This window comes from Kitasatospora sp. NPDC101801 (assembly GCF_044766665.1).
Classification (GTDB): Bacteria; Actinomycetota; Actinomycetes; order Streptomycetales; family Streptomycetaceae; genus Kitasatospora.
In genome coordinates, this window is the sequence record NZ_JBIWML010000007.1 from 76,700 (window position 1) to 88,586 (window position 11,887).

The window sequence follows — 11,887 nt, forward strand, 5'->3', positions numbered from 1 at the left end:
CCCACACGGGGTGGCCGCCCTGCGGCGTTTCACCCGCCGAGCAGCACCGCGAGGGCGACCAGGCAGACCCCGAGCACGGCGGCGGCCAGCGAGGCCCGGACCAGCTGGTGCTTGCGCCAGGCCACCTCGGCCATGGTGATCAGCTGACGGCTGAGCACCGGGAGCGGGTCCTGGCTGCGGAGCGCCTCGGCCAGCCGCTCCGGCGACCAGTGCCGCAGGTGGCCGAAGAAGACGAAGCTCGCCTCCGCGTCGGGGGCCGGACGGTGGCTGCCGGTCCGGGGGCTGACCACGGCGACCGCGAGCAGCAGCCCGGCCGTCACCAGGGCGACACCGGCCCACAGCGCGGTCAGGCCGAGGGCGCCGTGCACCCGGTCCAGCTGGCGGCCCTCCCCGCTCATCGCGAGCAGTCCGGCCAGGGCCGCCGACTCGATGCTGAGGGCGAACGCGGCCTTTCCGTCCACCTTGCCGGTCCAGTCCGCCAGGACGGCGTGGATCCGCCAGGCGGTCTCCAGCGGGTCGGCCCGCTGGACGCCGCCGCCCTCGCCGGTCTCGCCGGTGACCTGGCCGGCCGGTGCCGGGATTCCCATGGTGTGTCCCCTCCGTCGGTGCTCCGGTGTCGGGCTCGCACCGACGGAATCCTTGATAGCCGTTTCCGGGCCGGATGTCTGCGTCAAACCCGGCACACCGGGGGTGATTTGGCCGTAGCGTATGCGGGGCCGTCAGAAGGGGCGCAGTGTGGGCACTTCGAGGGTGTCGCGGACACCTGAGCTCGTACCGGATGAACTGCCGAGCCCCGCAAGGGGGTTGTCTCCGACCTGGATCAAGGTGCTGCGCGCGGCGGGATCCGTGCACATCTGGCGCCGGGGCACCGTCCTGATGCGGGAGGGCGAGCCGGCGGACCGGGTGCTGCTGCTGGAACGCGGTCTGGTGAAGATCACCTCCGAGTCCGCCACCGGCTACACCAGCCTGCTGGCGCTCCGTGGCCCCGGCGAACTGGTGGGCGAACTCTCCTGCGTGGACGGCGGACCGCGCTCGGCGACCGCGACCGCGATGGGCTCGGTGGCGGGCGTGGCCGTGCCGGTGGCCCGGTTCGAGGCGCTGCTCGGGCAGCAGGACGGCCTGGCGCTGGCGGTGCTCCGGATGGTGGCCTGGCGGCTGCGGGACGCGGACGGCCAGCGGGGCGACTTCGGCGCCCGGTCGGCGTCGGTGCGCACAGCGTTGGCGCTGGCCCGGCTGGCCGGCCGGTACGGCACCCCGGTGCCCGGGGCGCCGGCCGGCAGTCCGGCCCGCCGACTGGCGGTCACCCAGCAGGAGTTGGCGGGGGCGGCCGGGTCGTCCCGGGAGTCCGTGGTGCGGGTTCTGCGCCAACTCGGCGAAGCGGGGCTGGTGGTGACGTCCCGGGGCATGGTGCTGGTGGCGGATCCGGTGGCGCTGGTCGGCTGGTCGTCCGGCGCCTCGGGTACGTGACCGAAAAGCAAGGTCCGAGTGCGTCATCCGACGCGGACAGCTTCGGAGTCTGCGCCTTCGATGAGGTCAGGCAGCCGTACCGGCCGGGCCGGTCGGCCGAGGAGGGGGGCGGCCGGTGCGGCTGCCGCGACATTCGAGAGGAACGAACCGATGTCCCAGAAAGCCCAGTACCGGCCGATTCTCGTGGTGGACGCCCAGGGGTTCGGCGCCCGGACCGACAGCACGCAGCTCTGGCTCAGGCAGCAGGTCTACCGGATCGTCGGCAGCGCCGCCGAGGAGGCCGGGATCGAGCTGGGGCAGGACAGCCAGGACCGCGGGGACGGGGCGTTCTGGCTGCTCGCCGCGGACGCGCCCAAGGTGGACCTGAGCGGGAGGTTCATCGCCCACCTGCGGTTCGGGCTGGCCACCTACGCACGCCTGAGCAGCGCCGAGGCGGCCCTACGGCTCCGGGTCTCGCTGCATGCGGGCGATGTGACCGGGGACGAACACGGCTGGGCCGGAACGGAGTTGAACACCGCCTGCCGGCTGGTCGACCTGCCGGTGCTGAAGGACACCCTGAAGGCCGCCGAGAAGGCCCACCTGGTGCTCGCGGTCACCGAGGAGTGGCACCGCGTGGTGATCAGGCAGGGCCACCAGGAGGTCGAGCCGGACTCCTTCCGCCCGGTCGCGTTCCAGGCCAAGGAGGTGGACACCCGGGCCTGGATCCGGGTGCCGGGCTACGCCAGCCCGCCGGACCTGCCCGAGCTCGCCGGACTCCCGGAGCCGGACCCGGCCCCGGGGTCGGCTCCCGCCGCCGGTGAGCCGGGCCGGCCACCGGCCGGGTACGGCACGGTGCACGGGGTGCAGATCAACGGCGGCACGGTGCACGGCGGCAACTACAACGACCACCGGGGCGGAGCGCAGCAGTGGTGAGCACACCACAGCAGGCGGGCAAGGGCGACCAGGGCGGGGTGGTCCCGGCGCAGGCCGAGCCCGATCCGGTGGCGGGGCACCCGGCCGGGGGCGAGGAGCTGACCGGCCGTCAGCGGGCGGCCAGGGGGGTGCTGGCGCAGGCCGGGCAGGCCGGTTCGGCCGGTGAGCGCCGGGAGGTGGAGCGCGAGGCCAAGGCCGGGCTGGCCTCGGTCAACGGCGTGCAGATCACCGGCGGCACGGTGAACGGTGGCAACTACTACGACTTCCGGGTCCTGAACAGCCGCTCCCAGCTGCGCAGTTACCAGCTGGAGGCGCGTCAGGTGGCGGAGGTGAAGGCCACCTTCGTCCAGTCCGGCGACTACCCCGACCTGGCCCAGGGCGCCCAGGGGCAGCGGCTGCTGCTGCTCCGGGGGCGGCCCGGCAGTGGTCGTACGGCGGTGGGCTGGCGGCTGCTGCTGGCGGGCGGTGCCTCGGCGCTGGCAATGCTGGCGCCGGAGACCGACCTCGGCGCGCTGGGCCGGGCGGACCTCACCCCGGGCACCGGCTATCTGCTCACCGGCCTGTCAGGACCGGCGATCAACCGGCTCGACTCCTTCCTGCTGGCTCGGCTGACCGCCGAACTGGCCGCCGAGCAGTGCCGGTTGGTGGTGGTGCTGCCGGAGTCCTTCCAGCACCCCGGCAAGGAGCTGTTCGCACTCATCCGGACCCCCGCGCACCAGGACGTGGTCCGGGCCCACCTGGCCTGGGGCCTCGGCGCCGGGGCGGACCGGGCCGACGCGGTGCTGGCCCGGCCGGACGTGCGGCGGGTGCTGGCGGAGCGGCTGGACGCCTTCACCCCGCTGTCGGCCGCCGCCGAACTCGGCGCGCTGCTGGCCGACGTCGAGCTGCCGGGTGGCGATCTGGAGGGCTGGCTGCTGCTGCGCCGGTGGAGCGGTCTGAGCCAGGACCTGGACGAGTGGTTCCGGGAGCTGCCCGACCTGCAGACCCAGGCGCTGGGGGTGGCGCTCTCGGTCCTGGCGGGGGAGCCCTACGAGACCGTGTCGCTGCTCGCCGAGGCGCTGAAGCGGCGGCTCCAGCCGCCGGCCGACGAGGTCCGGCGGGAGCGGGACAGGTCCACGGCGCTGCAGTCCAGCCGGCGTCGGCGGCTGGAACTGCTGGGCGCCGAGGTGGTGCCCGGCGAGGTGGCCTCCCGGCACGGCACGGCGCCCGGAATGATCGTCAGGTTCCGGGCGCCCGGGCGGCAGCGGGAACTGCTGCTGCACTTCTGGGACGAGTACGACGACCACCGTTCGGCGGTGCTGGCCTGGCTCCGGGAGTGCGCGCGGCACGAGCTGGTGTCGGTCCGGGTCCGGGCCGCGGTGGCCGCCGGGGTGCTCGCGGTCGGCTCCTTCGACCTGCTCCGCGCCACCGTGCTGGACGCCTGGGCCGGTTCGGCGGACGAGTTGCAGCGCGAGGCGGCCGCCACCGCGCTGAACACCGCCGCCGAGGCGCCCGAACTGGGCGAGCCGGTCCGGGAGGTGGTGCGCTCCTGGGCGTCGGCGGAGGCGGACGAGGAGTTCCGGGCCACCGCGGCCCGCTCCTGGCGGGTGCTGCTCGACCAGCCGGGGGGTGCCGCGCTGCGCCTGCTGCACGACCTGGCGGGCACCGAGGACGTCGAGGTGATGGACGCGCTCTTCCGCACGCTGGCGGACCAGTTCGCGACCGGGGAGGAGCGGCACCGCCGGGAGGTGCTCCAACTGCTCAGGTACTGGGTGCTCGGCACCGACCCGCAGCGCCGGCTGGTGGGCGAACTCTCCTTCCTGTACGTGGCGGTGGACCTGGTGGAGAACCGCCCGGCGCGGTCCGCCGACCCGGGCCGGTGGCCCACCCTGCTGGCGGTGTCGGCGGCCGATCCGGTCCGGCAGTCGGAGCTCGCCGAGCTCTGGGCGGCGGTGCTCGGCTCGGCCGACAGCTGGGAGGTCGCGCAGAGCTGCCTCGGCAGCTGGGCCCGGCAGTTGGAGACCGACCCGGCCGGGCGCCGGGCGCTGGGGCGGCTGCTGGCCAGGGCCGCCGAGGTGTCGCCCCGTACCGAGCGGCTGCTCCGCCACCTGGCCGGGCAGTGGAACAACCCCGACGGGGCCGGGCTGCCGCTGGTGTCGGCGGAGGTCGGCCACCGACTGGACGAGAGGAAGCGTCAGCCATGAACTACCCGGTACCGCCCCAGGGGCGACCGATCGGCGACAGCGGACAGCTGGTGCTCGGACCCTTCCCGGTCACCCGCGGGGATCGGGGGACGCGTCCGGTCCCCACCCGGGCCACCGTGTTCAGCGGTGGCAGCGGGGACTTCCAGCAGCTCGACCGGCTGCCCTCGTACTGGCAGGCAGGTCGTTACAGCCACCGTTACGACGTGGACCTGTCGGACCACCGGGTCAGCTGGCAGGAGCAGTTGGAGAGTGCCACGCCCGGCTTCCGGTTCCACGCCACCATGCACGCGATCTGGCGGGTGGCCGACCCGGCGATGGTGGTCCGGCGCGGCGTCAACGACAGCGCGGCGGGGGACGCCGTGGTGCGGCAGGAGCTGAACGCGGTGCTGCGCAACGGGACCAGACGGTTCCCGGTGCAGCAGGACGCCCAGGTCCAGCAGTACCTGGAGAGCTCGTACGGCGGCAAGGAGCTGCCGCTGGCCCAGCACGGGCTCACGGTGGCCTCGCTGATCCTGCACGTCGGCTTCAGCGCGGAGACCGAGAGCATCGTCAAGGCACCGACCCTGCAGAACGTGGAACTGGACCAGCTGCACGGGCGGTTGGTCATCGAGCAGGCCCTCCAGGAGGGGCAGGCCAAGCTGCTCGGGCTCCGGGCCGAGGTGATCAAGGCGGCGGCATCCCAGGACAACGGGCTGCTGGTCTACCTGATCGCCCAGAACCAGGGCGACCTGCGGTCGATCCTCCAGGAGGCTTCCAACCAGGCCCAGTTGGACAACGACCGGAAGCTGGCGCTGTTCAACAGCCTGGTCGAGCAGAAGTACATCCAGCCCGCCGACGTCCAGGAGATGTGGCAGACGCTGATGCGTACCCCGACCGGACAGACCGGCCTGCACGCGCTGCCCGGGACGGTGCCGCCCGCGCTGCCGACGGTGGCCCTGCCGCCGCAGCCGGCCGCGCCGCCCGCCCCCTGGGAGAACACCCAGGCCGGCGCACCGTTGGCCCCCTGGGAGCTCGCGCCGCCGGCCCCGCCCGCACCGGCGGCGCCCACCGCACCGGCGCCCGGGACCGAGCCGGAGGAAGAGTGGAGATGACCGGGGACGGCGGTCCCGGGCGCCGGCGGTCCGGTGCCCGGTCGCCGGGGCGCGGCGCCCAGGTACGGCCGGCACCCTGGTGGTGGCCGCTCTGATGATCGGGTTCGGAGGTGCCATGGGTGGGTGCCAAGGGGTTCGCGGCCGGGCAGCCCCGGCGGGACGCCTACCGGCTAAGGAGGTGGAGAGCTACCGGGAGATCCCGCTGGACCACGTGGACCTGTGACCGCCCGGCGGCGTCCCCTCCCCCGGGCGGGTGAGGGGACGGGACCGCTCCCGGGAGGGAGGCGTGGCGGTGGGGGCGGGCGGCAGGATTCCCGGTGTCGGCAGGTGGGTGGCAGCGAGGGAGTTCGTCGTGAAGCGGGTACTGGTCGGGTTCGGGGTCGCGGTGGCCGTGCTGGCGGGAGTCACCGGGTGCGCGGCGCAGCAGGAGCGGGAGGTCGCGTACGGCGTGACCGAGGCGGTCCGGGTGCTGGTGGTGGACGGGGGGACCGGCGACGTCGAAGTGGTCGGCGAGGGCGCGGAGGTGCGGGTGACGGAGCGTCAGTCGTACCGGGGGACGGCGCCGGAGGCCGAGCACCGGGTGGCGGACGGGACGCTGACGCTGTCGTACCGCTGCCCGGAGGACGGCTGCGGGGTGAGCTACCAGGTGCGGGTGCCGGCCGGGACGGTGGTGAAGGTCAAGGCGGGGACCGGGAGCGTGCGGCTGGTCGGGCTGACCGGTGAGGTGGAGGCGTCCGCCGGGACCGGCGGGATCGCCGCCGAGGGGCTGGGCGGGGCGAAGGTGCAGCTGACCGCCGGGACGGGTGACGTGCGGGTGGGCTTCGCGGTGGCGCCCTCCGACGTCCGGGTCAAGGCGGGGACGGGCAGCGTGCGGGTGACGGTGCCCAAGGGCGAGGAGTACGCGGTGGAGGCGGCCGCCGGGACCGGCAGCGTGGACGTCCGGGTGCCGGTCCGGACCGGGTCGGAGCGGAAGATCGTGGCCCGGGCGGCGACCGGTGACGTCACGGTCAGTGGTGGCTGATCGGAGCCCGGTGCGGCATGATCGACTTCACGGGGGTGGGGCCGAGGTGGAGCGGATGTCGCGGTGGCAGGCCCGGGCGGCCGGCCTGGGGGAGCGGGTGCAGGCGCGGTTCGCCGGGGTGAACCCGTACCTGCTGGACGCGTTGCTGGCGCTGGGCGCGCTGGCGGTCTCGCTCTGGTCGGTGTGGCACGACGAACCGGACTGGCCCTGGTGGGTGTACGCGCTGGCGGTCGCCACCGCGCTGCCGCTGCCGTGGCGGCGGAGGGCGCCGTTCCGGGTGTTCTACCTGAGTGGGCTGGCCTCGGCGGCGACCGGACTGTGGGCGCACTCGGCGATGCCGCAACTGCCGCTGGGCATGGTGGTGGCGATCTACACCGTGGCGGACTCCGGCCGGGAGTGGCAGCGCTGGCTGACCCTGGTCTCACTGATCGTCGGCAACGTGTTGGGCACCCACTCGGTGAACGGGATGCTGTTCAGCCTGCTCAGCTCGGTGGTGCCGTTCGTCTTCGGCTCGCTGGTACGGGAGTTGCGCAGGCTGGCCCGGGCCGAGGCGAGCCGGGCGACCGAGGTGGGCCGGCGGGCGGCGGCCGACGCGGCCCGCGCGGTGGCGGAGGAGCGGGCCCGGATCGCCCGGGAGATGCACGACATCCTGGCGCACGCGGTCTCCCTGATGGTGATCCAGGCCGAGGCGGGCCCGGTGGTGGTCCGCAGCGACCCGGACCGGGCGATCCGCACCTTCGACACCATCGCCGACTCCGGTCGCGACGCGATGGTCCAACTGCGCCGGGTACTCGGCGTGTTGAAGGAGCAGGGGGCAGGCCCCGAGCTGGCCCCGCAGCCGACCCTGGCCGAGCTGCCCGCGGTGGTCGAACGGGTCAGGGAGAGCGGGCTGCGGGTGGAGCTGACGGTGCAGGAGCTGGGCCCGGCGGACGTCCAGGCGGCCGCGTACCGGATCGTCCAGGAGGCGCTCACCAACACGGTGAAGCACTCCGGTGCGGACCGGGTCACGGTGCGGGTGGCCAAGGTGCGCGAGCTGCTGGAGGTGGTGGTCGAGGACAACGGCGCGGGGGTGCCGGTCGCGGTGGCCGGCGCCTGGTCGGGCGGCCGGGGGCTGGTCGGCATCCGGGAGCGGGCCGCCGCCTGCGGTGGCCGGGCGGTGGCGGGGCCCGGCCCCGGCGGCCGCGGATTCGTGGTCACGGCCAGTCTGCCGTTGGGGAGTTGAGAGGGAGCGCATGGCGATTCGAGTGGTGGTCGCGGACGACCAGGAGCTGGTGCGGGCCGGGTTCGGGATGATCCTGGACGCGCAGCCGGACATCGAGGTGGTGGCCGAGGCGGCGAACGGCGCCGAGGCGGTCGAGGCGGTCCGGGCGCACGCCCCTGACGTCCTGCTGCTGGACGTCCGGATGCCCGTGATGGACGGCCTGGAGGCGGCCCGCCTGGTCTGTGCCGACCATCCGGGCACGAAGGTGATCATGCTGACCACCTTCGACGTGGACGACTACGTCTACGACGCGCTGTACGCGGGTGCGAGCGGCTTCCTGCTCAAGGACGTCCGCCGGGACGACCTCGCCCACGGGGTACGGATGGTGGCCTCCGGGGAGGCGCTGCTCGCGCCCTCGGTGACCCGTCGGCTGATCGCCGAGTTCGCCGCCCGCAAGGGCACCGGCCCGCAGGCGGTCCGGGCGCCGTCCCGGCTGCTGGAGCAGCTCACCGGACGGGAGGCGGAGACCCTGCGGCTGCTGGCCAGGGGACACTCCAACGCGGAGATCGCGGCCGAACTGGTGGTCAGCGAGCACACCGTGAAGACGCACGTCTCCAACGTGCTGGCCAAGCTGCAACTCCGGGACCGGGTGCACGCGGTGGTGTTCGCGTACGAGTCCGGCGCGGTGGTCGCGGGCGAGGACTGAGCGGCTCGCGGCCCGACAGCCCCTAGGTGGTCGACCCCGAGAGGTCCCTTCCCCCGCACGGGGGAGGGGACCTTTTCGCCGGTACGGGCGATCCGCGGGCGTGGGCGTCCGGAGCAGGATTCGGGTGTCGAACCGAGCTGCTCCGAAAGGGACTTGCGATGAGGAACCACCGGCCCGCACTGACCGCCCCGCTGCTGATCGGCCTGTACGGCGCGATCCGGCTGCTGCCCGGCAGCAAGGAGCCCGAGGCGGGCTGGCTGCTCGGGCACGCCGCCCTGCTGACCGGGCTGCTGCTGTTCGTCCCGGTGCTGCTGGAGCTGCGCCGCCGGGTGGCCGCGCGGCTGCTGGGCAGGGTCGCGCTGGTGGTGGCGGGTACCGGCCTCGCGGCCTCGGTCGGTCAGACCCTGATCGACCTCTGGGTGGGCGTGGCCGCGGTGGACAAGGCCGACCAGCACCGGCTGTTCGGCGAGATCCAGGACGTGCCCGGGGTGCTGCCGGTGTTCTACACGGTGCTGCCGACGCTGTTCTACCTCGGCCTGCTGGTGCTGCTGTGCGCGGCCTTCCGGCAGGTCCCGCTGTGGAGCCCACTGCTGGTGCTGGCCGCCACCGTGCTGATGGCGGCGAACCTGGACCTGATGACGCCCGGCGCGCTGCTCTTCGCACTGGCGCTCCGGCCGCTCACCGTCCCGGCGGGCCCGCCGATGCGGCCGGTGGTGGCCTGATCAGCCGTCAGTCCGCGCGACTGGTACCGGCTCCGAGCAGGGCCACCGCGAGTGCGGCGGCGTCGTAGGCCGGGGCCCGGTCCGGCGGGGTGGGGGCCCGTTCGACGGTGACGGCGACCGACTCCGCCGAGGGGGCGTAGCCGGCCTGCCGCAGCGCGGTCAGGGTGGTCCCGGCGTCGGCTGTCGAGGTCAGGACGGTGGGCGCGATCCGGTGCAGGCCGAGGCCGGACAGGGCCCGGGCCCGGGTGAGTTCGAGCACCAGGGCCTCGTCCTCGGAACGGAGCACGCAGCCGACCGGGGCCACGGTGAGCCGGCCGTGGGTGCGGGCGGTGTCCTTGACCAGGTACTCCAGCGGCTGCGGCAGCTCGCCCCGGTCGCGGAGCCGCCCCAGCAGCTCGTCGGCGTCCAGCCCGGTGTCCAGGGCACGGCGGACGGCTGCGGGGGAGAACCGCCAGACGGTGGCCTGGCCGTCCGACTCCCGGTCGGCGGTCAGGTCGAGCAGCCCGGCCAGGGCGGCGGTGGGCGGGCCGGTCACCACGGCGGTCAGGTCGGCCTGGAACCGGGCGCGGTCGACCTGGGGAGGCATCAACTCGTCCAGCACGTAGCACAGCTGACGGACCGGCGGTACGGCGGGGAAACAGTGCGCCGCGCCGGTGTCGAGCAGCTCGCGCACGGCGCGTCCCACGGGGGTGGGCGCACCGTGCGCGAGCACCCCGAGCAGTTCGGCCTCGGCGAGGGTGGCAGCGGCGGCGGCCGGGTCCGGCGCGGGGCCGAGCGGGCGGTGCCAGGCAGCCGCGTCGAGCAGGTCAGCCGGGTCCACCCCGCCGTGGCCGGGCGGGAGTTGGTCCAGCGCGAGCAGCAGGGCGTGCCGCAGCGGCACGGCCGTCGGGTCGTCGGGGGTGCCGAGCACGGCCGGGGCGGTGCCGAACACCAGTGGGGTGACCGCCCAGGCGGCGAGCAGCGGCGCCAGGCGTTCGGCCGGCGTCCCGGCCGCCCAGTCGTCGTACCGGGCGGTCGGCAGCAGCCGGAGCGGCGCGGGGCACGGGGCCAGCAGGCCCGCGTTGGCGGCCAGGTCCAGCCAGAGCGCCGCCTGCGGCTCGCTGAGCCCGGCCGCCTTGGCGAGCCCCCGGACCTCCCGGACGGCGGGGCCGCCGGTCCGGCGGAGCGCCGGCGGCCGCGCGGCGGTGGCCCGCAGCAGCAGCTCCACCCGGGCGGCGGCCTCGGTGACGGCGGCCTGGGCCGCCCCGGCCGCGTGCGCGGGCAGCGGGACGGCCGGCAGCGGGGGCGGGTCCGGCGTGAAGTCGAGGGAACGGTACGGGGGTTGCTGGTGCAGCGCGGCGGGGACGGTGAGCTGCTCGCCGTGCGGGGGCAGCAGCAGGGCGCGGTCGGCCAGCCCGGCCAGCAGCGGCGCGGCCCGGCTACCGAGCAGCTCCAGCAGCTCGGCGCGGGGGACCGAGCGGGACGCGGGGTCGAGGGTCGGCACGGCGGCGGCGCCGATCCGGCGTCCGGCGAAGCCGGCGGGGGCGCTCACCGCAGGCGCCGGGGCCGGCCCGTACCGGCGCTCGGCCAGCACGGCGACGGCGGAGAGCACCTGGAGCTCGGCCAGGTTCAGCGTGGTCAGCGCGAGCCGGACGGACGGGTTGCCGAGCAGGAAGGCGGCCAGCCGGGCCGGCTCGGCCAGCCCGGGGACGCCCGCGTACGGCAGCTGCCGCCGCTCCAGCAGGACGGTCAGCTGTCCGGCGGTCCGGCCGGTCAGCCAGCGGGTCAGGTCCTCGGTGCTGCTCACCGCCCCACGGTACGGGAATTCCGGTGGCCCGCCCGGGGCCCGGGCCCGTACCGTCGGCCGGTATGAACGCCAAGCGACCGCTGATCGCCGTGCTGACCGGGGCCGGGGTGTCCACCGACTCGGGGATTCCCGACTACCGGGGCCCGCAGGGCCTGTGGCAGCGCGATCCGAGCGCGCAGGACCTGGTCACCATCGGCCCGTACCTGGCCGACGCCGGGGTGCGGCGGCGGGCCTGGCTGATGCGGCGGGACGCCGGGGCGCTGAACGCCGAGCCGAACGCGGCGCACCGGGCGCTGGTCGAGCTGGAGCGGGCCGGGTTCCCGGTCCGGGTGCTCACCCAGAACGTGGACGGGCTGCACCAGGCGGCCGGTCAGTCGCCCCGCAAGGTGCTCGAACTGCACGGCACCGCCCAGTCGGTGGAGTGCGTGCGATGCCACCGCCGGGGCCCGATGGCGGTGGCGCTGGCCCGGGTCGAGGCCGGGGAGCCCGATCCGCCGTGCCTGGACTGCGGGGCCGTCCTCAAGCCCGCCACGGTGATGTTCGGCGAGAGCCTGGACCCGGTGGTGATCGAGCAGGCCGCCGCGATCGCCCAGAACTGCGACCGGTTCATCGCGGTCGGCACCAGCCTCCAGGTGCACCCGGCGGCCGGGCTGGTCGAGATCGCGGTCGAGCACGGCGCCCGGCTGACCATCGTGAACGCCGAGCCGACCCCGTACGACCCGCTCGCCGACGAGCTGGTCCGCGAGCCGATCGGCACCGCGCTGCCCGCCCTGGTGGACCGCCTGCTGGCGGGTTGAC

The 11,887-nt window shown here is 75.1% G+C and carries 11 protein-coding genes; 9 read left to right on the forward strand and 2 right to left on the reverse strand.

Going from position 1 to position 11,887, the window contains the following annotated elements; all coding sequences use genetic code 11:
- Positions 1–29 precede the first annotated feature (29 nt).
- Positions 30–587 carry a Pycsar system effector family protein gene (locus ACIRPK_RS11920; RefSeq protein ID WP_403036557.1) on the reverse strand — a complete coding sequence of 186 codons (558 nt, stop codon included), beginning with the start codon at positions 585–587 and terminating at the stop codon, positions 30–32.
- A 217-nt stretch (positions 588–804) separates the two neighbouring features.
- Here ACIRPK_RS11920 and ACIRPK_RS11925 point away from each other — a divergent pair, with 217 nt between their 5' ends.
- The 8 genes from ACIRPK_RS11925 (at position 805) to ACIRPK_RS11960 (ending at position 9,303) form a co-directional block, all read left to right on the forward strand.
- Positions 805–1,467, forward strand: coding sequence for a Crp/Fnr family transcriptional regulator (locus ACIRPK_RS11925; RefSeq protein ID WP_403036560.1), 663 nt, complete (start codon positions 805–807; stop codon positions 1,465–1,467).
- Between the two features lie 150 nt (positions 1,468–1,617).
- On the forward strand, positions 1,618–2,379 hold the full coding sequence (locus ACIRPK_RS11930; RefSeq protein ID WP_403036563.1) for a hypothetical protein: 762 nt from the start codon (positions 1,618–1,620) through the stop codon (positions 2,377–2,379).
- Complete coding sequence (locus tag ACIRPK_RS11935) at positions 2,376–4,562, forward strand: hypothetical protein (RefSeq protein ID WP_403036566.1); 2,187 nt, start codon at positions 2,376–2,378, stop codon at positions 4,560–4,562. The genes ACIRPK_RS11930 and ACIRPK_RS11935 overlap by 4 nt, the downstream gene beginning before the upstream one ends.
- The gene (locus ACIRPK_RS11940) at positions 4,559–5,653 is read left to right on the forward strand and encodes a hypothetical protein (protein WP_403036569.1); all 1,095 of its coding nucleotides are present in this window, start codon (positions 4,559–4,561) and stop codon (positions 5,651–5,653) included. Before ACIRPK_RS11935 ends, ACIRPK_RS11940 begins: the two co-directional genes overlap by 4 nt.
- Before the next feature lie 352 nt (positions 5,654–6,005).
- Positions 6,006–6,674 carry a DUF4097 family beta strand repeat-containing protein gene (locus ACIRPK_RS11945; protein WP_403036572.1) on the forward strand — a complete coding sequence of 223 codons (669 nt, stop codon included), beginning with the start codon at positions 6,006–6,008 and terminating at the stop codon, positions 6,672–6,674.
- 55 nt (positions 6,675–6,729) lie between these two features.
- Complete coding sequence (locus ACIRPK_RS11950) at positions 6,730–7,896, forward strand: sensor histidine kinase (protein WP_403036575.1); 1,167 nt, start codon at positions 6,730–6,732, stop codon at positions 7,894–7,896.
- A gap of 10 nt (positions 7,897–7,906) precedes the next feature.
- Positions 7,907–8,581, forward strand: a complete 675-nt coding sequence (locus ACIRPK_RS11955; RefSeq protein ID WP_403036578.1) for a response regulator — start codon at positions 7,907–7,909, stop codon at positions 8,579–8,581.
- 158 nt (positions 8,582–8,739) lie between these two features.
- Positions 8,740–9,303 (forward strand): hypothetical protein, encoded by a 564-nt coding sequence (locus ACIRPK_RS11960; RefSeq protein ID WP_403036581.1) that lies wholly within the window; start codon positions 8,740–8,742, stop codon positions 9,301–9,303.
- A 7-nt stretch (positions 9,304–9,310) separates the two neighbouring features.
- Here the strand turns inward: ACIRPK_RS11960 and ACIRPK_RS11965 are convergent, their stop codons facing one another.
- Positions 9,311–11,089, reverse strand: coding sequence for a helicase-associated domain-containing protein (locus ACIRPK_RS11965; protein ID WP_403036584.1), 1,779 nt, complete (start codon positions 11,087–11,089; stop codon positions 9,311–9,313).
- A gap of 62 nt (positions 11,090–11,151) precedes the next feature.
- Between ACIRPK_RS11965 and ACIRPK_RS11970 the strand changes: the two genes are divergently transcribed.
- Complete coding sequence (locus tag ACIRPK_RS11970) at positions 11,152–11,886, forward strand: SIR2 family NAD-dependent protein deacylase (protein WP_403036587.1); 735 nt, start codon at positions 11,152–11,154, stop codon at positions 11,884–11,886.
- The last annotated feature ends 1 nt before the right edge of the window (position 11,887 follow it).